This is a genomic window from Prosthecobacter sp. SYSU 5D2, assembly GCF_039655865.1.
Taxonomy (GTDB): domain Bacteria; phylum Verrucomicrobiota; class Verrucomicrobiia; order Verrucomicrobiales; family Verrucomicrobiaceae; genus Prosthecobacter.
In genome coordinates this window covers 19,421-41,570 of the sequence record NZ_JBBYXL010000004.1, presented here as the reverse complement: position 1 = coordinate 41,570, position 22,150 = coordinate 19,421, and the positions used below count along the sequence as shown (strand labels likewise).

Genomic DNA, 22,150 nt, shown 5'->3' with positions numbered 1-22,150 from the left:
ATCGTGCTCAAATGTCCGGAGACAGGCGGAAGTGTGAATTGGGAGCCGCCTTGGTCAGTTCCGGGTGCCCATGAGATGAGCCAGCAGGTCTTCTTCACTCGCCAGGCCGACGGGTTCGTTTTTCTCATCCAGAACAAGAACAAGGGTGCGGGCACGCTTGCGCATCCGTTGCAGGGTGAGCAGGGCGCTGTCATTGGCATGGACGGCATCCAGAGTCCGCATGTGATGGCGGACGAGGCGGTCAGGCGGGGAATGGGCGGGCAGGGTGGCCAGGTCCAGTACACCGACGAACTGGCCCTGTTCCCCAAGCACCGGAAGGGTGGTGACTGCATGCTCACGGGCCATGATGAGGGCCGTTTCCAGATGCAGCTCCCCGGACAGGGCGATGCTGCGGGTGAGTGGGCGCATGACGGCGGAGGTGCGCAGTCTGCGGTAATGCAGGCTGCGCTGGATGAGGCTGGCCGCGCCCGGACTGAGCTGGCCCTGCTTTGACAGCACTTCAGCCTGATGGTGAAGGTCATCACGGCCGTGGGACTGGTCCGGAATGCTGGCGGCTTCTGCCCTGGGATCTGCGAGGGCACGGAACAGGGGGCGGACCTGGCCTACGCATAGAACCAGCGGAGTCAGCGTGCGCAGACTGCGGAAAGGGTAGCGGCGGAAGAGTTTTTTGGGGAGGACCTCCAGGCCGATGAGGAAAATGGGCAGGGCAATGATGAAGGCGATGAAGTAATCCCAGGGGCCGGAGATGCGGACGAGCTTCCAGGCGATGATGAGAAACGCTGCAAGGTTGGTGATGTGATTGGTGACGGTGATGGCACCGAGCAGTGCATCACGGTCTTCGATGAGAGGAAGCAGGCGGATGGCGCGCCGGTCTCCGGAACCGGCGGCGTGGCGCACGCGCACGCGGCTGACGGCGATGACGGCGCTTTCCAGCCCGGACAGAGCGAAGCTGAGCGTCAGGGTAATGATGAGCAGGAGGACCCAGGTCATGAGCGGTCAGGGTCCTCATTCAGCGGTTTTTTCAGGCGCAACTCCACCTGCTGCACACGCGCGCGGACCACCCGGCGTACCTTGAGGTCGGCGGCATCCAGGTGGACACGCTCACCGGGTTTGGGCAGGTGGCCCAGCAGGTTGAAGACAAGGCCGCCAATGGTGTCCAGCCCGTCCGTGTCCGGGAAAGAGAGGCTCAATGCTTCGGCGACGTCATCAATGCGGGTGCCGCCTTCAAGGAGGTACCGTCCGTTGCCCAGATCGCGAATTTCCGCGCCTTCACCCTGCCAGGGGGCGGCTTCGTATAGCAGCCAGTCGGCTATTTCATCCTGGCTGACCATGCCTTCGAGCCCGCCGTATTCATCCACAATGAGCACCGGCTGGGTGGTGTTTTGCAGGTGGGTATCCAGGGCATCCAGCACCGGCATGGTCTCCGGCACAAAGGTGGCAGGACGGAGCAGATTGGCCCAGGCGGGGCGGCCGGCCAGACGCCAGGCCAGGGTGTCAATGAGACCCTCCACCACATCAGGAGTTTCCCCGTAAACGACGACAAAACGCTCCGCCGACTGCTCCAGGGTGGCCGTGTTCTTTTCCGGCTTGTCAAAGGCGCTCATGAGTGTGAGGTCCACCCTGGGAACCATGCAGTCGCGCACAGTGAGGCCTTCGATCTCCAGCGCCTCGCGGATCATCGCAGCCTCGGCAGCGTCCAGCAGGCCCTGTTCCTCCCGCATCTCAACCAGCGTTTCAAACTCGTCGCGGGTGATGGGCAGGCGGGTTTTGAGCTTTCGCGGGATGAGCTTGCGGATGAGAACATCCGTGCTGCGATCCGCAAATGTGGCGATGGGGTCCAGGATGCTGCGGAAGGGGTTGAGCAGGCGGAGGCTGCCGATCAGGACGGCGGACGGGGATCGCGCAGCGAGAAACTTGGGGATCATGTCACCGATGAGGACGGTGCCGATGAAGAGGATGGACGCGGCAAGCCACGGGTTCCAGCCAAGGCTGCGCATGGGGCCGGATACGAGGTGCAAACCGAGCGCGGCAAGGGCGAGGTTCAGCGTGGCGGAAAGCAAGAGGGTGCGGTGCAACTGGACGAATGGGTTCTCCGTGATCCTGCGCAGCTTCCGTGCCACGCCCGCTCTGGCAGAACCAAGCTGGCTGTCAAGATCCCTTGCCATATGGATGGCCGTCTCCGTGGCGGAGATGACCGCCAGCAAAAGCAGGAGAGCCAGGTAGGAGACGACTGGGAGAATGGGCAGCACGGTGAAGAGGATCTAAACTGCAGGAAGCAGGTCAAGCCTTAAAAGGCAAGGGGCCATTCCTGAGCTAATACGTAAATAGATCCTTCATGCGCCATTCTCTTTCCGGAGGTGTCTCTTTGAGCGCCAGTGCCTTGTTCAGGGCGGCGACCATGCGGCGCTGCATATGCACGGTCAGGCGGCGGCCTTTGCGGGCCCGCTGCACCGCCTTGTGGGTCATGGGCTCCGTGCTGGCGCTGACGAGGTCATGATTGTCCAGCCCGGCACCGGTCATGATGGAATCCAGCGGCTGGGTGCCAAGATCGCGTTCGAGTGGAGGGTCTTCAGTGTCGGTCATATTTATTGAATAATTAGTTAGACGAGGCGCAGCCGGGTGAGGTCCTGGGTATCTACGAGGCCGACGGGACGGCCCTCTGCATCCACGACGACGATGTCGTCCACGCGATTGGTCTGCAGGGTGGCCAGCACTTCGGCAGCCAGCTTGTCCGCCTGGATGCTGACCGGGCGCGGGGTCATGTATTGGGAAACAGGATGCACGGCGATGGCATGGTCCTTTTGGAAGGCACGGACAAAATCGCCATGGGTGAAGACGCCGGCGAGGGTGCCATCCGGCTCCTGTACAATGGCGGCGCCGCTGCGGGCGCGTGTCATGGCCTGCAGGGCCTCCTGGACAGATGTATCCGGAGTGATGAGCGCCACCTGTGCACCCTGCCGCATGACATCAGACACCCGTGTCAGCAGCGCGCGCCCCAGGGAGCCACCGGGATGCAGCCGGGCGAAGTCTGAGGACTGGAATCCACGGGCTTCCAGCAGCACCATGGCCAGCGCATCACACAGGACCAGCATGGTGGTGGTGCTGGCCGTCGGGGCCAGATTCAGCGGGCAGGCTTCCTTGGTCACGGCGACATCCAAAACGCAGTCCGCATGACGCGCCAGTGTGGAGGAACAAACACCGGTGATGGCGATGGTAGAAAGATTGAGGCGCTTGATGTGCGGCAGCAGGCCCAGCAGTTCAGCCGTCTCTCCGCTGTAGCTCAGGAGAATGGCGAGGTCTCCGGGATCAATGACCCCGAGGTCGCCATGGAGAGCATCTCCGACGTCCAGACAGACGGTGGTGGCCCCTGTGCTGTTAAGCGTGGCCGCCAGCTTGCGTCCGATGTTGCCGCTTTTCCCAACCCCGCAAACAATAAGCTTGCCGCGTGCGGCCAGGCAGTCTTGAAGCATCTGGATCGCTTCGGAAAAGGCCGTGCCGATCCGCTGGTGCAGGCGCTCAAGCTCCTCAATCTCAAGGCGGATGACGCGGCGTGCCAGTTCAGGATGATTCATGCGAGGGGCCGCTGCCTGTCAGCGGGCAGTGGCAGAGGGCTTACCAGACGCGCTCAAGAAGACGCTCCATGAAACCCTTGGCGGCTGCGGGTTTGGAATATTTGCGGGAGTCACCCGTGGCCTGCTGGGTGACGGTGAGCGGACCCTTGTGGTCAATGACTTTGAGGGATTTGACCTCGATTCGGGCAATGGGGCAGTCGTTGCTGTCCACGGGCATTTTGGAAATTTTTTCCAGGGTTTCAATGCCTGACACAACCTGGCCAAAAACGGTGTACTTGCCGTCCATGGAGCTGTAATTGCCCAGGGAAAAATAAAACTGGTAACCGTTGGACTTGCGTCCTGGATTCACATTATCGTTGCGGCGGCCCATGGCGACAGAGCCTTTGCGGTGCGCCCGTTTAATTTCAGCGGGCACGGTTTTGGATTCGCCGCCTGTGCCCCAGCGTTCGCGTGCGCCTTCGTCGGAGGTCAGGGGGTCGCCCGTTTGGACGATGAAATTTTCGATGGCACGGTGAAAGGCGAGGCCGTTGTAGGAACCGGTTTCACAGTTGTCCAGGAAGTTCGAGACGGTGATGGGGGCATCGTTGGCAAAGAGCTCAAACATGACGGTTTCAACAGCGCCGCCGAAGCTCACCTCCATCACAGCCAGTTTGCGTTGGGAATCTGCCGGCCAGCCCGCAGGGTCTTCCATTTTCGGGGTGGCAAAGGTGGTTTTTTTGCCCGTGGTCGTGACGACGGGTCCACCTGTTACTGGGACGGCTCCAGGGGAACCGGTAACGTTGCCTCGCTCTGCGGCTTCAAAGAGTTCGCGCTGGGCCTGTTCGGCCATTTTGTCCACCGGCAGGATTGGCTCCACGGGCAGTCCTGGAGCAGGAACCGTCGGAGAGAGCTCCTGGGCCGGTGTGCCCTGGATTGAAAAAACAGTGAAAAGCGAGAGCAGAAAAAGGACAGATGTCTTCACGGCGGAATATACGTGCAGGGGGGAGGAATCCGGGACTAGCGCAGACTGTTCACGGCAGCGGGATCCAACTGAGGAGCCGGGGTGGCAGGCGGTGGCATGTTGATCGTCTCACGGGCTGGAACGGGAGCCGGAGCTGTCGCAGCCGGTGGTGAGCCGTATGTGGGAGCGGGGGCCGAATATTGGTAAGAGCGCTTGGGCGCCCCCCGGGAGGTGCGCGGTGACAGGCCCCATTGGGCATCCAGGCGGTCAAGCTCGCTGACGGTCGGGTAGCTGGCGTCCACACTTCCTGTGCCTGCGCACGAGGCAAGGATCAAAACAGCACTGGCGGCAAGGAGAAGGCGCGTGAAACTCATGAGATAAACAGAATGGAATAATTACAATTGAAAGCTGATTCTAGCCATGACCGCCAGGACAAGCAACTCGGAATCAAAAGGCTTGGAGAACACTGTCTGAAGTTCAAAGGGCGGCCTGATAAAGCGCAATAAAGTCTTCCAAAGTGAGCGGGCGCGGATTGAACTGGGCGGTCCACTGTTTGAGTGCCATCTCGGAGAGCTGGCCTAGATCGGCTCCAGTCACACCATAGTGCGATATTTGGACCGGCATTTTGGCCATGGCGAGCAGTTCGGTCACGCGGGCAGCGAGGTCACCCTCAAAATAACTGGTGTAAACGGCGGCTATCTCAGGGAGCTGGGAATTGAACCGGATGACGTGCGGCAGCATTACGCCCACGGCTTCGCCATGAACGACATTGAACTTGGCCGTCAACGGATTGGCGCAGGAGTGGGCGGCTCCAAGCATGGAGTTTTCGATGGCAATGCCGGCATAGGCGGCACCAAGCAGCATCTGCCCGCGGGCTTCCAGGTCCTGGGGATTCCCCAGGATGCGGGTGAAGCCTTCGTGACAGAGGCGGAAGGCTTCGCGGGAAAACAGGGTGGACCACGAGTTGCCCTTGTTGGTGACGGCCGTCTCCAGGGCATGGGACAGGGCATCCATCCCTGTGCAGACCGTGACCCGCTCAGGCTGGGAAACCGTGAGTTCCGGATCCAGAATGGCCACCTTGGCGGCGGCTTTCACGTCGCCACAGGCCATTTTGACATGCGTTTCAGCATCGGAAATAAGCGCGTAGCTCTGGCATTCGCTTCCTGTACCGGCGGTGGTGGGAATGGCAATCAGAGGCAGCATCGGCCGGGTGGCCTTGCCTGTGCCCCAGTAGTCCTGCATGCGGCCCCCGTTGGTGAGGATGAAGTTGCAGCCCTTGGCGGTGTCCATGCTGCTGCCACCGCCCAGCCCGATGATGAAATCCGTTTTGAATTCCCGGGCGATTTCAACACACCTGTCCACGTCCTCGGTGCTGGGATTTTCACGCACATCCCCATAGACCCGTGCCTCCACGCCGGCCGCGAGGAGATAGGAGGCGGCGCGGGTCACATATCCCGCCTTCACAATGCCTGGATCACTGACGATCAGCGCCCGTTTTCCGCCCAGATCCCGGGTCAGCTCTCCCAACTGGGAAAGGGTTCCGTTTCCAAAAATGAGGCGGGTGCGGGGCTGGTGGTCGAAGGAGGGTAAAGGCATGAGAAAGGTGCAGGGAACAAACCCGTAATGAAAAGGAGTGGAAGCAGGGGGGCAGTCCCCATGCCACATCAGGCGCGGTCAATGGAGCGGCGCTTGTAGAGGAACTCAAACATGTTGCCTTCATGCGGCTGGTCCCAGCTGATGCTCATGGTGCTGAGCGGCCCCAGGTTGAGGCGGTCAATGGTGGGGCATTCCAGCAGCTCCTCGGTAAAGGCCGGGTCTTCGGTGATGGCGGTGACAATCAGGGAATAACCAATTTTGCTCAACACTTCGGACTGCTTCACCTCGACGACGCTGGCATAGGGGCAGAGGAATTCGCGGTTGGCCAGCGGGTGGTCCCAGGAGTTGCAATGGATGATCGTCGGGCGCAGGAAGGTGCCGCCCTGGAATTCTACCTTGCGGGGGCCGTTGCGATACTTGGCCGTCACGTCTTCGGCCCCTGGCTTGTCGGCCAGGTCGGAGTCAATCACGCCGTCAATATAGTCGGCCATCTTGGTGTTGGCGAAGCCGGAGAGGCGGGCGTTTTCGTCATCCGCAGGCAGCGGTTCCACCGGACCCAGGCGCTGGGCGATGGCATCCGCGATTTCGGCCGCATATTTCGGCACGATGACGGCGGAGGCATTGATGCAGGAGCGGCCGCCATTGTCGCTGATGGAGCTGACGATGACGTCCAGGTAGTCCTTCCAGTTTTCGATCTTGTCCTCGCCAATGATGATCTTGCTCCAGCCTGGACCGTGGACCTGGACGGATGGGTTGCCTTCATACATCTTGGCCATGGCGACATCGCCAAAGACCAGGTTGCGACCGCTGAGCTTGACCACTTCACCGCTACCTTCATGGTCAGTGGGATAGAACCCAAAGGCCTCCGGCGGCGCACCGGCGGCGATAAAAGCCTGGATGAGACGAAACGGCGTCCACGGCTCTTCGCGGCCCGGTTTGATGACCACAGGGATCTTCAGCGCGATCGCGGGAAGCCATAGGGAATTCACCGCCGGGGAGTTGCTGGGCATGACCAGGCCGAGCGAGTTGGTGGTTGGGAAATAAGCCACCGGGCAGCCCGCCTGGGTGCCGAAGCCCTTGTCAATGACACTCATGTCCAGGCCACGGGAGAGACCGTTGAGGATCATGTCCATGTGCGTCAGCGCATAGTGCAGCTTGGCCATGTTGCGCTTCACCATCACGTGCGGCAGGCCGCTGGTGCGGGACAGGGTGGCGATGTACTCCTGGGGGCTTTGCGTGTGGCCTTTGTCGCCCAGGGGCAGGGTGCCGTTGAGGAAAAGGTCGCCAGCCTTGGCGGTGATTTCGACAAGCTGGGCAACGGTGAATTTTTTGAGGGCTTTGCGGGCCTCGCCAATTTTGCCCAGGTCCTTGCGCACGATGCCTGCATTCACCTGGCTGACTTCGGCACACACTTCGCCCGTTTTGTGGTCTTTGACGGGGACTTTGTCCAGGGACTCATAAGGGCGGCCTTTGCGAAGAGCGGGGAGATGGGGAATGGAAGACATGCAGGGATGATTGGAAGACGGGAGGGTTACGTGTGCCCCCCGCAAGGGGCAACGGAAAAACAGGCGTTGGGGCAGGGGTCTTTCAGCGGAAGATGGGATGACTGGCAATCCATAGTCTCTTCCAGACCTGGTAAGAGGCCTGATGTGCCGGAGACATCTTGATGACAGCGTTCCGGATGCCCTGCCATTTTACCTCAGATAAATGAACTCGTTGGCCATCATCAGGGACTGGCAGAGCAGCTCCCAGGTGCGCTGCTCACGCTGCTGGTGGTCATTGATCGTGGAAGCCAGGATGCCGTCTGCGGCGACCAGAAAGTCCTGCGCCTGATCCCGGTCTGAAGCTTTCGCTTCGCGGGCATAGGCCAGCCGGATGGCGGCCGCGATGCGGGTTTCAAAATCATCGCCCTGCTGCATGATGCGGTGAGCGAAACCACGGGCGCTTTCTTCAGCCACCGGGCTGTTCATGAGCAGCAGGGCTTGCGGGGATACGACCGTGCTGTTGCGCAGGCCGGTGGAGACGGTGGGGTCTGGATAATCAAACTGCTGGAAGAGATCATACAGATTGTTGCGAATGACCGGCAGGTAGAGAGCACGGCGCGTGCTGTCATATTTGGTGGCGTCTTTGGAAGTGTGATTGAAGACAAACTGGCGGTTCCGCAGCGGCACCGTCTTGCCGCCCATGCTGAGATCCAGTTTTCCCGCCACGCTGAGCAGCGCATCCCGGATCTCCTCGGCCTGCAGACGGCGTACCGGGAAGTGATGCCAGAGGCGGTTTTCCGGGTCCTGCTCCAGGCTGGGCGCACTGGCCTGCTGATAGGTGGCGCTGGTGAGGATGAGGCGGTGCAGGTCCTTCAGGCTCCAGCCGTTTTCAGGAAGCCAGGTGGCCAGCCAGTCCAGCAGTTCTGGATGGGTTGGAGCATCCCCAAGCAGGCCGAAATTATCCGGAGTGCGGGCGATGCCCTGGCTGAAATGCCAGGTCCACACTCGGTTGGCGATGACGCGTGCTGTCAGCGGATGCTCGGGGCTGGCCAGCCAGCGGGCGAGTTCAAGACGGCCGCTTTTTTCTTTGGGGAAGGCCGGTGCCGTTTTCAAAGATGCCTGCATAACCTTGGGAAAGCCGCGCTCCACGGGCTTGCCCAGGGTGAGGTGGCTGCCGCGAATGTGGATGGGTACAGAAGATTGAATTTCTGTCGCATCCATGACCCCAATGACCGTGGGCAGGTCGGGCAGATTTTTTTCCACGTTTTCAGCTTCGGTCATCAGTGCCTCCACCATCTTCTTGGCCTCGTCAGCGGGCATTTTTTTGGCCGCTGCTTTGGCCGTGGCGAGTTCTTTTTTCTTGGCGGTCAGCGCGAGTTCCGCCGATTTCACGATGGCGAAATCATCCAGCCCGCCGACTGGCGTTTCATGCCAGTAGGAGATGGCCCCGGTTCTTTCATCGGAGAACGAGCGGGTGCTTTTGAAGATCGCTGCCAGGGCGTAATAATCCTCGTGGCTGATGGGATCAAACTTGTGATCATGGCAGCGCACACAGCCCAGGGTCATGCCCAGAAAGGCACGTCCGGTGGTCTCGATCTGCTCATCCACCACATCCATGGTCAGCTTTTCCTTGTCAGCCTCCGCCAGGACTTTGGCACCGAGGTTGAGGAAAGCAGTGGCGGTGGCGTGCTCGTGGCGCTCGGCCAGGTTTTTGGCGGGCAGCAGGTCGCCGGCGATCTGCTCGGTCAGGAACTGGTCGAAGGGCTTGTCCGCATTGAAACTGCGTACCACATAGTCGCGATAACGCCACGCCGTGCCCAGGGCGATGTTTTCATCCAGGCCGTTGGAATCCGCATACCGGGCGACATCCAGCCAGTGGCGGCCCCATTTTTCCCCGTAATGAGGCGAGGCGAGCAAGCGGTCAATGAGCGTGCGGACAGCGGTCTGCGGCTGGCGGGAATACTCGGCTTCAAAAGCAGCGGCTTCTTCCGGTGAGGGCGGCAGTCCGGTGAGGTCAAACGACATGCGCCGGATGAGCGTGACCGGATCTGCGGGTGGCGACAGGGTCAGCTTGTTCTCGCTCAGCTTCGCCTGAATGAAGGCGTCAATGGGATGGCCGTTGTCGGGAGGACTTACCTTGGCCACAGGCCGGAAAGCCCAGTGCTGCCGGCCTTTTTCGAGATCAATTTTCTGGGGGCCATGTGCGGTGACCTGAGTCCGGGGGTCTGGAGCACCCCGCTCTACCCAGGTCTCCAAAATCTTCAACTCGGCAGCTGGCAGGGCGCTTTTGGGCGGCATCTGCATGTCCCGGTTTTTATAACGGATGGCCTCAATGATGAGGCTTTTGTCAGCATTCCCGGCGACCAGGGCCGGGCCATTGTCCCCGCCTTGCAAGAGGGCGTTTTTGGAATCCACGGCAAGGTTGCCTTTGGTCTTGCCGCCTTCGGCAGAGTGGCATTCATAACAGCGCTCGACCAGGATGGGCCGCACCTTCTTTTCGAAGAAGTCCAAATCGGCAGGGCTCAGTGAATCTGCCGACAGTAATGCGAAGGGCAGCCCTGCCAGGACGGCCATCAACAAGCGGAAGACAATAAGTTTTCGGTACATGCAGCAGAAGAATTACGGATTTCTTTTGCTGCTTCTTGCGTGCCAGGACGGTTACCTGTCTTTCAGCCGGATAAAAGTTTTCGCTTCGCCAAAGAGCTTGTCCCAGTCAGGGGATTTCTCGCTCAGGGCTTTCTGGGTTGCAGCAGCGCTGGCGGTATGGTCGCCCTCGCTTTTCAGAGGGCGGATGCTAAGTTTGCCATCGCCTTCTTTTTCTACCAGCAGGAGGGTGTAAACAGGGGTGTCGCTCTTGGGCACCCCATCTTCAAAGGTGGCGGAAAGGCGCACCTGCCAGATGTCTTTGTCCCCCACTTTTAATGGACGGACTTCAAAGTACGAACTGCCCTTTGAGCCGACCGGATAGTTCAAAGTGAACGCATCCTGGCCAACGGGTGCCAGAACAGCGAATTCACGTCCCCGGGCGTCGCCGGTTTCATCCTCAGTCATCCACACTCCGGCTGCGGAAAGGTCGGATTGAACGAACCCTCCTGTGAAAACGGGCTCAGTAAACAGGCAGGATGACAGGCCGAGACTGAGCGTGAGAAGGGCAGCGATATGGATGATGGATTTCATAAGCAGCAAAGAGCTGTTCCTATGGAGACTCCCAGGACGGCAGAGTATTCAAAAGAAGGGCCAGTTTTCGTGCAAGGGGCACGATGCTGTGGCGGATGGGTCGGGAAAAATGCATGGAATCGCAGCGCTCGTGCCGGGGCTGCCCAGGGAAAAGTGCTCTGGCACGGTCCGTGCCCTCAACAACTTACTGTGTGGCATGACGCCATGCCGAAACCCAAAAACCATCGTCACATCATGAAACGTTTCTTCATTTCTCTCATTGCCGTCGCTTCGCTGGCTTCCTGTGCCACCGGACCAAACGCCCAAACAGGCACCGTTGTGGGTGGTCTGGGCGGTGCCGCCGTCGGCGGAATCATTGGCAACCAAAGCGGGCGTGGCCTGGAAGGCGCCGCCATCGGTGCCGGTCTGGGAGCTCTGGCTGGAAACGCCATCGGTAACTCCCAGGACCAGCGCAACTACGAGCGTGGACGTTATTATCACAATGGCCGCTATTACAACCAGCGCGGCTATCGCAACAACCGCTACTATTACTATTAAGTCGTGTTGAGAGATCAGAGGATGCGCCCCTGCTCCACCACAGCACGGGCCGCCTCGATCTCATCATTGATCACCACTGTGGCACCGAACCGCTTCAAGCGCTCCACGTCTGAAGCAAAGCGTGCCCTCGCGAGCACCGGAATATCCTTTCGGTGCTCGCGGATGAGTGAGAGGGCCTCCAGGGTCAAGGTGGCATCTGGAAAAGTAAAGGCGACCATCCTTGCCTGTGACAGGCGGGTGAGTTCCCAGGTCTCTGCATGGGCCGCATCGGCAAAAAGCACCGCCTGGCCCTGGCGCTTTAATAGCCGTACCGTATCTGCATTCAGCTCCACGACCAGGGTTGAGACGCCTTCATCCTGAAGGGATTTGTTGAGTTGCTGGCCGACCGGACCGAAGCCGCAAATGATGGCGTGGTCATGCATGACGCTCATTTTCTGGCGCATGGGGGCGGAGTCCGGTAGGGAGGCCTTTTTGCGGCCCCAGCCAAGCTTTTCCAGGCGTGCGCCGAGCGGCTCGCCTGCCCGCATCAGGGCCGGTAAAAGTCCCATGCTGAGCGCCGCACTGGCAATAAAAGTCTGTTGCAGACCCGCATCCCAAAGGCCGGACGGGCCTGCTTTTTGTAACAGCACCAGGGAAAACTCCCCTGCGCTGCACAGGCCGATGCCCGCCATGAGGGCCTGCCGGTGGGCGAGTCCGAGCTGGCGCGCTATGACCGTAATAATGCCTGCCTTGGCAAGCATGAGGACCGTTGTAAGTGCCAGGATGGGTTGCCAGTAAATGGCGGCTATGCGCAGATCAATCATCAGCCCCACAGAAACAAAGAACAGGGTCAGGAACAGGTCCTTGATAGGCATGATGTCCGCCAGGATCCGATGCTTGAAGATGGATTCGCTGACCGCCAGACCGGCCACGAAGGCTCCCAGGGCCAGCCCCAGGTCCAGCAAGCCGCCGATGAAGGCCAGCCCGATGCAGGAACCGACGACGCTGAGGGTGAACAGCTCGCGGTTGCGTGTCCGTGTGACGGCGTTCAGCAACATCGGGATGACCCAGCGCGCTGCAAGTCCGGCCAGAATGACAAAAAGTCCACCCCGTCCAAGGAGGGAGGCAACCCGCTGCCAGATGCTCTGATCATCCCCGCCCTCATGCAGAAGCAAGGGGAGCACCAGAAAGAAGACGATGATGAAAAGATCCTGAAAAATGGCCACCGCCAGGGCCATGCGTGCCCCGGTGCTAGACTCCAGACCAAGGTCTTGAAACGTCTTCAAACTGACAGCGGTGGAGCTCATGGCGAGGGCCACCGCCAGCAGGACGGCTCCCGTGAGGGTGATGCCGCCCAGCCAGGCCGCCATTCCCGCCAGGGCAATGCACGCCCCCATCTGCCAGCCACCACCCACGAAGGCCAGCCGCCTGACGTACTTCAGGTCACCCAGGGAAAACTCCATACCCAGGGTGAACATCAGGAGCATGACCCCAAACTCCGACATCTGCGCAATCCGCTGCTCGGATTCGCCACCGCCCAAAAGATCCAGAACCCCGCTGTTGGCGACGATGACGCCGCAGATAAAGTAGCCTGCCAGAAGGGATTGCTGAAGGCGGAGCAGCAGCAGTGAGACGATGACCACCGTGGTGAGCATCACCGCCAGCAGGGTAAACAGCGGCGGCAGCCCCTCAGCGGCAGCGAGCAGGGGTGTCAGGCGGGGTGGCATATCCTGTCATGGACAAGCCCCCCGCTTTCCTCAAGCGGGAATGCATGAAGGATCTTAAATTTTCCGCCTGCAATATTACTTCAGGGCGGCGTACACCCGATGCACATCGGCATGTCCGTCCAGGCCCTGCAGGAAAGAGGTGACATCTTCACGCTGGGCTTCGGACAGCTCTGGATAGTCCTTGGCATGGTAGTGCATCTCGGAAGTGGTGATGTTCCACCCGGCGGCTTTGAGGGCCTTGGTCACGGTATCCAGGGACGGAATGGGGCAGAAAAAGCGGGCGCCGATGTGACCTGCAGCCTCTTCTTCATCCAGTTCCAGCGGCTCTACATTGTCTGCTTCAGCTTCCAGCGCAGCGATTTCGATATCCAGGCCTTTGTCCGTATGCTGGCCTTCAATCAGTCCGCAATGCTCAAACATCCAGGCCACCGTTCCAGGCGTGCCCATGCTGCCCGCTTTGAAAAGAACACGTACCTCTGAGGAGGTGCGGTTGTTGTTGTCCGTCAGGCATTCCACCATCACCGGCACCCGATGCGGGGCGAACCCTTCAAAAATGACCGTCTGATAGTTCACCTGCTCACCGCCGATGCCCGCGCCTTTGGCGATGGCCCGCTCGATCGAGTCGCGGGTGACGCTTTGCTTGCGCGCGGCCATGATGGCCGCATAAAGGCGTGCGTTAAGATCCGGATCAGGCCCGCCCAGACGGGCCGCCACCTGGATTTCCCGCGTCAGTTTGCCGACGAGCTTGCCTTTTTGATCTGCGGCCAGTTCCCGCCATTTTTGTTTCCATTGTGCGCCCATGAGTCGATTTAAAGTGTGAAAGGTCATCGAAAGGCAGACCGCATCAGAATGCAAGCCGGATCAGGAATTCAGTCGTGTCCGCCTGCCTGGCCCAGGCTTGGTTGGCTTTCGGTAAATATACTTGCGTGGTTTCAAGATCTTTGGTTATACCTACAATGTTTCCGAGGTTGGATGTAGGAATTTAAGATGGCCATATATTTAATGCGAGAGGGCCATTGCATGATAGCTTCTCCAGTTTTAATAATCCCTGCTCATGGCGGCGCACGCACCCGATACATCCACGGCATCGGCCACTTCACAAGAGCTCCAGCTCTTTCCTGAAGCCGAGGATGTGACACCGCCTGCGGAGCAGGCACCCCCTGTGGCTGAAAAGCCCCTTCAGGAAGCCAGGCATGACGGGATGGAACTGCCGGAACTCCCGTTGGAATTGAAGAATGTCGCCCGGGCGCTGGAAAAAGCCCTGCATGATCCCGGTCAGTTGCCGGGTGCCTTTTCGAATTTTTGTACCGCAGCCTATGTGAAGCCGGATTGGGCCGGAGCGGCCAGTGAGTATCTGGCAGTGATGTTTGACGGCCAGCAGGACATGCTGGCAGAGATGACGCGCGTACCTGATCTTATCATCGAGCTCGGGGCAGGGCATTACACGCTGACTTTTTTAGTGGCTTCCCGCTGGGCTGCAAAAGCGGATCTGGCCAGGCTGACACGTCTGGCCGAAGCCCTGATCGCCACCCAGTCGAAGATCAAGAGCCCGGAAGTGGTGGACCTGATGCTGGCCTTGACGACCTCCCTGGCCATCAGCAGATATTCCCGCGCTGAGCAGCTTCTGGCCGCTGCTGAGGTGCATGTGACTGACGATGAGCGGGAGGCGCTGAAAGAAGCACAGCTCTGGCTGGATGCCGGCAGCATTGTCCGCGGCTGCACCCAGGAGGCGCGGGATCTGTGGGACCAGCGGCTGCGCAGACCACGCGTCGCGTGGACGTGGAACAGTCCGGTGGAGTGTTCCGCCCTGGCACAGCTATCGGAATGCCTGGATACCGAATTCACTGCGGCGGCGCTGTTTAAGGAGGTGGTCCCTGCCTGCTGGTGGGCGCTGCTGGTAGCACGCACACAAGAACGCAATCAGTATGAAACAGCTCTCGCTGCGGCCAAAGCGGCCGCCCGGCAGCAGCAAGAGCAGCGCAGCCAGAGTTCCTTCGGTGAGACCTATCACGAACCTGTCAAACAAGTGGTGCGTCAGCCGATTATCATCTGGCGGGGCATCCCTTTTTTCATTGGGGGCCTGGTGGGGGCCTGTGCGCTGCTCCTGGGTATTTGGATCACTCCTTATGAACTGGTGCGCTCTTCACCAGAGACGGGTGCCGGGGCCCCTGCGGTCTTCGCTCCCGTCGAAACCGAGGCATCTGGGGAAGCGGGTTCTTCCAAGCTGCCTGTTCATCCCTATGAAACTCTGCGCAAAGAATGGGTGGCCGAGCTTGCCGCTGAGGTTCCTGAGCTGAGAGCCTGGGTGGAAAAGATTGAATTCGGTGAATGGAGTGACCACGAATTGCTGCTGACGGGGCAAGATCCTGCGCTGCCTGCGGATGATCCAAATTATTTTAAGCTGCTTCTATGGCTGCATCTGGATCCGCCCTCCAACGAGGAGATCCGCAGGCAGGTGCCTCTGCTTCTGGCCGCCCGGCGCCAGGACAGCAGGGTCATTGAGATCTGGGAGAAACTGGTTTATCCTGGATCACTCAATGCCAGGGAAATCCAGGCCGCCGCCTTGCGTACGCAGCATGATCAAAAAGAGGCATGGTCACCGACCCAGCGCGCTCTGCTGAGCCGCATCGGCGCAGCGAATCTTGACGAGTCTCCGTGACAGGATCTGCTGCGGGATTTGCAACCGATCCGGGTTTAACCGGCTTTCTTAGCGGCAGGCACTTTCTTCACGGCAGGTGCTCCCAGGTTCACCTCCAGCTCTGAGGTGCTGATGCCGAGAAGCTTGGAAGCCTTGGCGGAGTCTTCTTCATAATGGCGGAAGGCCATCCGGGAAAGCTCGCGCTCCACCCATGGCAGAAGCTCAATGTCCGGGCTGTTTTGGGCAGTGTTTAACAGCATGGTCAGCGCATCCCGCATGCGGGTGACGGTGCTCGCTGAGCTGCCATGACGGCTGCCAGTGCTGCCCAGGGGAATGTCCGAGGCGAGCAGAACATCCGAATTGGACAGCGCACAGGCACGCTGGATGGTGTTTTCCAGCTCGCGCACGTTACCCGGCCAGTCATAGGCCTCCAGCAATGCCAGGGCATCTTCGGTGAAGCGCATGGTCAGGCCACGGCGGCGTGCGGACTGCCGGTGCAGGAAGAACTCAGCCAGAAGGCGCACATCCTCGCGGCGTTCACGCAGCGGCGGGATGTGGATGCGGACGACGTTGAGGCGGTAAAAAAGGTCTTCGCGGAAGGTGCCTTTGGCCACTTCGGCCTCCAGGTCTTTGTTGGTCGCAGCCAGCACGCGCACATCGCACTTCAACACCTGGTTGCTTCCCACCCGGCAGAACTCGCCTTCCTGGAGTACGCGCAGCAGCTTGCTCTGCACGGCCAGGGGCATGTCTCCAATTTCATCCAGGAAAAGCGTGCCGCCATCGCACTGCTCAAAGCGGCCCACACGCTGCGTTACCGCCCCGGTAAAGCTGCCTTTTTCATGGCCGAAGATTTCGCTCTCCATCAGGTTGTCCGGAATGGAGGTGATGTTGATGCCGACAAATTCCTTGGTGGTGCGCGGACTGAATTTGTGAATGGCACGGGCCACCAGTTCTTTGCCGCAGCCGCTCTCACCGGTGACCATGACGGGCGCGTCACTGCGGGAGACGCGGCCAATCATTTTAAAGACATCCTGCATGGGAGCAGAGCGGCCCATGATCGTCTCCTGAATGGTCTCAGCCGGCACTTCGGAGGCATTGGCACGGGTCACGCGCCGGGATTCATTGGCCCGCAAAGCACTTTCCACCACGGTGCGCAGTTCATAGGGCAGCTTCTCTTTGCCCAGCACATCATAAGCCCCGAGGCGCATCGCCTCGATAACATTGCTCGTGCTGGCGATGCCGCTGAACAGGATCACCATTGCGTTAGGGTCCGTCTGGCGCAGCCGCTTCAGAAGCTCAATGCCGGAGGTGCCCGGCAGGCGCACTTCCGCAAGCACCAGGTCTGCGCGGGTTTTCTGGTAATTTGACAGCGCTTCCTCGGCCCTTTCCGCCGTGCTGACCGAAACGCCTGGCGCTTTCAAATGGCCGGCGGCCCAGACAAGGAAGTCGGGATCAGTGTCCACGATGAGAATGCGAGAGTCCGGGAGATCTTCCATGTTTAATACTGAGACTGAGTTCCTATCTTGCTTCCCCTGTGGCGTCAACACGTGAATCCTTCATCGCAGCGGGCGGCGGGCGCTCATCGCTCAGAGTTGAGAATACATGGCTGATTACGGCCTATTAGGGAGATCAGAAACTCGGGAAATGTTAATTTTTTACCGGTGGCACCGGTGCAAAGCGCCGTACACGGGTTGATTTGGTGAAGATTGTTGTTTAACCAGTCAACAATGACTGCAAAAACCGGTTCACTGGATGCCTTTCTGGCCATGGTTCGGGCCCGTGATCCGGCCCAACCTGAATTTCATCAAGCTGTCGAGGAGATTTTCATCAGTCTGTGGCCGTTTATCCAGGCCAACCCCAAGTACTTTGAGAATGCTCTGCTTCAGCGCCTGGTGGAGCCTGAACGGGTGATCATCTTCCGGGTGCCCTGGATTGATGACCAGGGCCAGGCACAGGTGAACCGGGGTTATCGCGTACAGATGAACAGCGCCATCGGACCCTACAAGGGAGGGCTGCGGTTCCATCCCACCGTCAATCTGAGCATCCTCAAATTCCTGGCCCTTGAGCAGGTGCTGAAAAATGCGTTGACCTCACTGCCCATGGGCGGCGGCAAGGGTGGCTCCGACTTTGATCCCAAAGGACGCAGCGACAATGAGGTCATGCGTTTTTGCCAGTCGTTCATGACGGAGCTTTACCGCCACGTTGGCGGAGAAGTGGATGTCCCTGCGGGGGACATTGGAGTCGGAGCCCGTGAGATCGGCTACCTGTATGGCCAATATAAAAGGATCACCAATGACACGTCCTGCGTACTGACAGGCAAGGGGCTCTCATACGGCGGGAGCTTGATCCGCAAAGAGGCCACGGGTTATGGCTGCGTCTATTTCGCCCAGGAAATGCTTCACTGCCAGGCTACCGATTTTGAAGACCAGCGTGTGGTCATCTCCGGCTCGGGCAACGTCTCCCAACACGCGGCTGAAAAGGTGATCGAGATGGGAGGCAAGGTGATCTCCCTTTCGGATTCCAATGGAACCGTTCACATCCCCGCCGGACTGACCCTGGCGCAACTCGACTCTGTGATGGAACTGAAAAACGTGCGTCGTGGACGCATCGCTGAGTTTGCCGAGGAACAGGGTCTAACCTATTATGCTGGAAAGACTCCGTGGTCGCTGCCATGCGATATTGCACTGCCGTGCGCAACGCAGAATGAGATTCACGAAGAAGATGCGCGCATGCTGGTCCAGAACGGCTGCAAATGCGTGGCTGAAGGGGCCAATATGCCCTCCACACTGAAAGCGGTGGATGTCTTTCTCGAAGCGAAGATTCTCTTTGCGCCTGGAAAAGCGGCCAACGCTGGAGGCGTGGCCACCAGCGGGCTCGAGATGAGCCAGAACGCCCTGCGCCTTTCCTGGTCCAGCGGTGAGGTGGACAGTAAACTGCATACCATCATGCAGGACATCCACCGTTCATGCCTCAGCTACGGAAAGGAAGCCGATGGTTTTGTCAACTATGTCAAAGGGGCGAACATCGCCGGTTTTGTCAAAGTGGCGGAGGCCATGATGGCCCAGGGTGTCGTGTGATGAATGCGGATTAGGCGACCACGTTGGGCACGAGGTGCTCGGCGGCTTTCGCGGCGGCCTCCCGTGCTCCCGGATCGGCATTTTTCTGTTCAAACTCACGGCACCAGCCTTTGATCTCCAGCTCATTGAAGATCTTGCCAATGACCCGGCGCAGCAGGCCTTTCAAGTTGGGCAGCTCCACTTCCTGAAGGCTGCGGATGGCCGCCTCCTTGTAGGTCTCCAGCATGAGCGTGGTTTTGTCATAGGCCCCGGATTCCTCCGCCCACTGGCGGATGGTGGGCTTGTCCGGCAGGGTGGTGGCCTGGCCGTTCCACAGGGCTTCCATGATCTCCTTAACCTCGCCTTTGCCACGCTCGCGCAGCAGCGCCAGGATGATGCTGGGGCGGATGCTGACATCGTTGTCGGCGGCGGAGTCATCACCCAGATCATCCAGGTCATCGCGGATCTGGTAGGCGATGCCGAGGTTCTCGCTGTAGGTGTGCAGGACATCAGCGGTTTCATCGAGCTGGCCTGCCATGGCCGCACCGATTTTCAGGGCGACTTCAAAGGCAGGCGCGGTCTTGCTGCGGAAGATTTCCAGCACCTGGGTGTTGCTGAGGGCCACAGGGTGGTTGTTCCAAAGAAGCTCGGCTCCCTGGCCGCGGCACAGCTCACGCTGACCTTCAGCCGCGACTTTGAGGGTGGCGCTGCAGATGTGGCTGGCGCACTTCATCTCGGCCAGCAGGCGGTAGCCTTCGCCAATCAAAAGATCGCCCACATTCAGTGCCACCGGGATTCCATGCTCGGAATGCAAAGTCGGTTCGCCGTAACGCTCAGCGTCGTTGTCCTCAATGTCATCGTGAATGAGGGAGGCTTTGTGAAAGGCCTCTACGGAAATAGCGGCCAGCTTCAGGTCATCTGAAATCGGTCCTTCGGGATCTTCACGCAGGGCCTGGTAGGCGGCGATGGTCAGGAAGGGGCGCCAGCGTTTGCCCGCACGGCCCAGCCAGTCTCGGGCGATCTGTTCGGTCTGGCAGGTGGGTTTGCCCAGCAGGTTGTCCAGCGCTTCCGGGGTGAACCACGTTTTGACCTCATCATGCAGATCATTGAGGTTCAGGCGGCGGGTTTTGTCCTCGCTGGTGAGGTGGATGTAATCCCACACCCAGTCCACATCTACGGTGGTATCAATGCAGTCATCCTGAAGCAAAGGCACGGCCACAGCCGGGATGGCGGCGGCTTCCACATACGGGAAGGTGCGCTCCAGAACGGCCAGGCAGGAGATGCCGACGATGGCCTCGATCTTGCCCGTCTGGATGAGCGACATGACGATGGCGCTGCCTTCGGCGACGAGGACGGCGTAACCGAGTTTCTCGGCTTCATTTTGGAAGTCCTGGATGCTGCAAAGACCGCATTGTTTGCAAAGCAGGCCGAATTCATCAAACGGAGCCGGGCATTTGCTCTCGATCCGCAGGCACTTGGGCATCAGGAGAAGCCGTTTTTCAAACGGCACCGTGGCCAGGGATTCCCGCCAGGTTTCATTGGCCAGAAGCACGCCGGTGTAGTCACGGTAGATCTTTTCGATGCCATTGAGCGCCATGATCTTGTCCGTGTGCACCTGGAGTTCGTCAATGGGCACAGGCGGGACGAGTTTGGTCTGCTCGGCATATTCCCTGACGGCCTGGAGCACGAAGTCGCGGTCCTGCTTGGTCTGAGGGATGTTTTTTTTGGGCTGCCGGAAGCGCCTCACAAGACCAGGGATGGCAGGAGGCAGGGCGGCAGAGCGGACGGCGACAGTGGACATGGGGGAAGAAAAGGGACGGACTCTGAGCCAGGAACGACAAAAAGTCATACGTGGCAAGGCAGAACTGGAGGTGACAAAAGCGTCAGCCATGTAACCGTGCCGCTTGTGAGTGGTCTTGCAAGGATTGCGCGCAGATGTGCGGATTTTGTCCACGAAGGAGTGGAAATAAGTGGGTGGAGGCCCGCAAAACAGGTTTTAAAACCGTTGAGTCTGTGAGGTTTTATTCCTCAAAATCTATGACGGACTCCAGTCAGACCAACCCCAAGCCCGGCAATCCGCGTGTAGTGCAGACGCATGGCCAGACTCCCCGGCTCTGGCCGGACCGGAATGTGATCTTCTTTGCCAACGTCCTGGCCGGTTTCTTCGAAAATGAAGAACTGTCCGCCTTGCTGAAGAAGGAAATCAGCGGCGCTGATTCGTATGGGGGGCGGCTTCTGCCCATCATGGGGCTTTTGTATGGCGGCGGTAAAAACCTCCTGGTGCTGGAGCGTGAACCGGAGGCGGCTCTGACAGGTTATTTTAAAGACGTTCTGAAACTGAATCTGCCGCAGGTGGCCTTGCTCACTCATGACGAATATGTGTCACTGGGCCGGGCCCAGAAGGAGAAACTGCCGTTGCCTTTTCCTGAACGTCTCCGCGTCATGCAGGATCATCCTGCGCAGGCGCTGGACGGATATGTCACAGACAGGATCATCGCCTCCTTGGCCATCCATCTGGGCAAAAGCACCATTTCATCCCCGCAGGGAAGCAAGCTTGGAAACAACAAACTGCTGCTGCATCAGCACCTGGAAAAGTCGGGCCTGCCGGTATTTGAAACCCGTCTCGCGGCTGGACCCGGTGAAGTGGCCGGGTGTTTAAAGGAACTGGCTGGCCTGGGTTATACGCACGCCGGGGTGAAGTCGCAGATCGGTGCCTCGGGCATCGGGCTGATGAAAGTGGCCACCACCGGGGCAGGGGAGGCGGTGCCAGAGCTGTTTTTCCATGAAGGACCCTGCATGGTGCAGGGGTGGGTGAGCATCGGGCTGGATGGAGTCACCTCCATTCACAGCCCTAGCGTGCAGATGTTCCTGGATGAAAAATCGGTGTATCTCTATGACCTGACGGAGCAGATCCTCAGTCAGGACAGCATCCATCAGGGCAATGAATCGCCCCCGCCGTATCTGGATGAATTTGACGGCTTGCAGGAGGAGCTTTTCCGCCAGGCAGGCGTGGCTGGAAGCTGGCTCCACGCCCAGGGCTATCGCGGCACCGCCAGTGTGGATTTTCTTGTCGCTACCTTGAAGGAAAAGGGGGCCTGCCGGGTGTATGCCTGTGAGATCAATGCCCGCGTCACGGGAGCCACGTATCCGTCCATCCTGGCCCGTCATTACAGCCCCAGCGGGAGCTGGCTGATGCGCAATCTAAAGCTGACCATCCCCCTGGCGGGTTCCACCATTTTAAAATTGCTTGAAGATCATGGCCACCTATTTCAGCCCGAGCGGAAAGACGGCATTCTCCCCATCAATTTTAACCTTACCCCGGAGGGTTTGGTGGAAAAAGGCCAGTTTCTGTGTCTGGGTGAAGATTCAGCCGGGTGTCATGCCATGCTCCGCAAGGCAGAGGAGGATCTCCCTCTGGCCTGGGAGTATGTTCGCGACTGAGCT

At 59.4% G+C, this 22,150-nt stretch carries 18 protein-coding genes; 4 read left to right on the top strand and 14 right to left on the bottom strand.

The window, feature by feature from the left end:
- Positions 1–54 precede the first annotated feature (54 nt).
- The 10 genes from WJU23_RS07625 to WJU23_RS07580 form a co-directional block, all read right to left on the bottom strand.
- On the bottom strand, positions 55–990 hold the full coding sequence (locus WJU23_RS07625; RefSeq protein ID WP_346331954.1) for a CNNM domain-containing protein: 936 nt from the start codon (positions 988–990) through the stop codon (positions 55–57).
- Complete coding sequence (locus tag WJU23_RS07620; protein WP_346331953.1) at positions 987–2,249, bottom strand: CNNM domain-containing protein; 1,263 nt, start codon at positions 2,247–2,249, stop codon at positions 987–989. Before WJU23_RS07620 ends, WJU23_RS07625 begins: the two co-directional genes overlap by 4 nt.
- A gap of 64 nt (positions 2,250–2,313) precedes the next feature.
- Positions 2,314–2,583 (bottom strand): hypothetical protein, encoded by a 270-nt coding sequence (locus WJU23_RS07615; protein ID WP_346331952.1) that lies wholly within the window; start codon positions 2,581–2,583, stop codon positions 2,314–2,316.
- A 17-nt stretch (positions 2,584–2,600) separates the two neighbouring features.
- A complete protein-coding gene (locus WJU23_RS07610; RefSeq protein ID WP_346331951.1) occupies positions 2,601–3,572 on the bottom strand; it encodes a KpsF/GutQ family sugar-phosphate isomerase in 972 nt (323 codons plus the stop codon).
- A gap of 40 nt (positions 3,573–3,612) precedes the next feature.
- Entirely contained in the window at positions 3,613–4,533 is a 921-nt protein-coding gene (locus tag WJU23_RS07605) for a peptidylprolyl isomerase (protein ID WP_346331950.1), read from the bottom strand.
- Between the two features lie 35 nt (positions 4,534–4,568).
- Entirely contained in the window at positions 4,569–4,886 is a 318-nt protein-coding gene (locus tag WJU23_RS07600) for a hypothetical protein (protein ID WP_346331949.1), read from the bottom strand.
- 103 nt (positions 4,887–4,989) lie between these two features.
- Entirely contained in the window at positions 4,990–6,108 is a 1,119-nt protein-coding gene (locus tag WJU23_RS07595; protein ID WP_346331948.1) for an iron-containing alcohol dehydrogenase, read from the bottom strand.
- Positions 6,109–6,176: 68 nt separating this feature from the next.
- Positions 6,177–7,613 (bottom strand): aldehyde dehydrogenase family protein, encoded by a 1,437-nt coding sequence (locus tag WJU23_RS07590; protein ID WP_346331947.1) that lies wholly within the window; start codon positions 7,611–7,613, stop codon positions 6,177–6,179.
- 189 nt (positions 7,614–7,802) lie between these two features.
- Entirely contained in the window at positions 7,803–10,199 is a 2,397-nt protein-coding gene (locus WJU23_RS07585; protein ID WP_346331946.1) for a PSD1 and planctomycete cytochrome C domain-containing protein, read from the bottom strand.
- 51 nt (positions 10,200–10,250) lie between these two features.
- Positions 10,251–10,769: a hypothetical protein gene (locus WJU23_RS07580; protein WP_346331945.1), complete on the bottom strand. Its 519-nt coding sequence runs from the start codon at positions 10,767–10,769 to the stop codon at positions 10,251–10,253.
- 234 nt (positions 10,770–11,003) lie between these two features.
- Between WJU23_RS07580 and WJU23_RS07575 the strand changes: the two genes are divergently transcribed.
- A complete protein-coding gene (locus tag WJU23_RS07575; RefSeq protein WP_346331944.1) occupies positions 11,004–11,306 on the top strand; it encodes a glycine zipper domain-containing protein in 303 nt (100 codons plus the stop codon).
- 14 nt (positions 11,307–11,320) lie between these two features.
- On the opposite strand, the gene WJU23_RS07570 is transcribed toward WJU23_RS07575, so the two are convergent.
- Both WJU23_RS07570 and WJU23_RS07565 read right to left on the bottom strand, forming a co-directional pair.
- Entirely contained in the window at positions 11,321–13,012 is a 1,692-nt protein-coding gene (locus WJU23_RS07570) for a cation:proton antiporter (RefSeq protein ID WP_346331943.1), read from the bottom strand.
- A 75-nt stretch (positions 13,013–13,087) separates the two neighbouring features.
- Positions 13,088–13,813 carry a YebC/PmpR family DNA-binding transcriptional regulator gene (locus WJU23_RS07565; protein ID WP_346331942.1) on the bottom strand — a complete coding sequence of 242 codons (726 nt, stop codon included), beginning with the start codon at positions 13,811–13,813 and terminating at the stop codon, positions 13,088–13,090.
- Between the two features lie 253 nt (positions 13,814–14,066).
- On the opposite strand from WJU23_RS07565, the gene WJU23_RS07560 reads away from it, so the two are divergent.
- The gene (locus tag WJU23_RS07560; RefSeq protein WP_346331941.1) at positions 14,067–15,671 is read left to right on the top strand and encodes a hypothetical protein; all 1,605 of its coding nucleotides are present in this window, start codon (positions 14,067–14,069) and stop codon (positions 15,669–15,671) included.
- Positions 15,672–15,706: 35 nt separating this feature from the next.
- Here WJU23_RS07560 and WJU23_RS07555 read toward each other — a convergent pair whose 3' ends face one another.
- Positions 15,707–17,146 (bottom strand): sigma-54 dependent transcriptional regulator, encoded by a 1,440-nt coding sequence (locus WJU23_RS07555; RefSeq protein WP_346331940.1) that lies wholly within the window; start codon positions 17,144–17,146, stop codon positions 15,707–15,709.
- A 231-nt stretch (positions 17,147–17,377) separates the two neighbouring features.
- On the opposite strand from WJU23_RS07555, the gene gdhA reads away from it, so the two are divergent.
- The gene (gdhA, locus tag WJU23_RS07550; RefSeq protein WP_346331939.1) at positions 17,378–18,727 is read left to right on the top strand and encodes an NADP-specific glutamate dehydrogenase; all 1,350 of its coding nucleotides are present in this window, start codon (positions 17,378–17,380) and stop codon (positions 18,725–18,727) included.
- A 10-nt stretch (positions 18,728–18,737) separates the two neighbouring features.
- Here gdhA and WJU23_RS07545 read toward each other — a convergent pair whose 3' ends face one another.
- Complete coding sequence (locus WJU23_RS07545) at positions 18,738–20,507, bottom strand: polyprenyl synthetase family protein (protein ID WP_346331938.1); 1,770 nt, start codon at positions 20,505–20,507, stop codon at positions 18,738–18,740.
- A 236-nt stretch (positions 20,508–20,743) separates the two neighbouring features.
- Here WJU23_RS07545 and WJU23_RS07540 point away from each other — a divergent pair, with 236 nt between their 5' ends.
- Positions 20,744–22,147, top strand: a complete 1,404-nt coding sequence (locus WJU23_RS07540; RefSeq protein WP_346331937.1) for a hypothetical protein — start codon at positions 20,744–20,746, stop codon at positions 22,145–22,147.
- Positions 22,148–22,150 lie beyond the last annotated feature (3 nt).

Coding starts and splice junctions, on each gene's coding strand:
- WJU23_RS07600 (WP_346331949.1), bottom strand. CDS start 4,886: ATGAGTTTCACGCGCCTTCTCCTTGCCGCCAGTGCTGTTTTGATCCTT.
- gdhA (WP_346331939.1), top strand. CDS start 17,378: ATGACTGCAAAAACCGGTTCACTGGATGCCTTTCTGGCCATGGTTCGG.
- WJU23_RS07545 (WP_346331938.1), bottom strand. CDS start 20,507: ATGTCCACTGTCGCCGTCCGCTCTGCCGCCCTGCCTCCTGCCATCCCT.
- WJU23_RS07560 (WP_346331941.1), top strand. CDS start 14,067: ATGGCGGCGCACGCACCCGATACATCCACGGCATCGGCCACTTCACAA.
- WJU23_RS07625 (WP_346331954.1), bottom strand. CDS start 990: ATGACCTGGGTCCTCCTGCTCATCATTACCCTGACGCTCAGCTTCGCT.
- WJU23_RS07570 (WP_346331943.1), bottom strand. CDS start 13,012: ATGCCACCCCGCCTGACACCCCTGCTCGCTGCCGCTGAGGGGCTGCCG.
- WJU23_RS07580 (WP_346331945.1), bottom strand. CDS start 10,769: ATGAAATCCATCATCCATATCGCTGCCCTTCTCACGCTCAGTCTCGGC.
- WJU23_RS07585 (WP_346331946.1), bottom strand. CDS start 10,199: ATGTACCGAAAACTTATTGTCTTCCGCTTGTTGATGGCCGTCCTGGCA.
- WJU23_RS07565 (WP_346331942.1), bottom strand. CDS start 13,813: ATGGGCGCACAATGGAAACAAAAATGGCGGGAACTGGCCGCAGATCAA.
- WJU23_RS07540 (WP_346331937.1), top strand. CDS start 20,744: ATGACGGACTCCAGTCAGACCAACCCCAAGCCCGGCAATCCGCGTGTA.
- WJU23_RS07610 (WP_346331951.1), bottom strand. CDS start 3,572: ATGAATCATCCTGAACTGGCACGCCGCGTCATCCGCCTTGAGATTGAG.
- WJU23_RS07615 (WP_346331952.1), bottom strand. CDS start 2,583: ATGACCGACACTGAAGACCCTCCACTCGAACGCGATCTTGGCACCCAG.
- WJU23_RS07575 (WP_346331944.1), top strand. CDS start 11,004: ATGAAACGTTTCTTCATTTCTCTCATTGCCGTCGCTTCGCTGGCTTCC.
- WJU23_RS07590 (WP_346331947.1), bottom strand. CDS start 7,613: ATGTCTTCCATTCCCCATCTCCCCGCTCTTCGCAAAGGCCGCCCTTAT.
- WJU23_RS07555 (WP_346331940.1), bottom strand. CDS start 17,146: ATGGAAGATCTCCCGGACTCTCGCATTCTCATCGTGGACACTGATCCC.
- WJU23_RS07595 (WP_346331948.1), bottom strand. CDS start 6,108: ATGCCTTTACCCTCCTTCGACCACCAGCCCCGCACCCGCCTCATTTTT.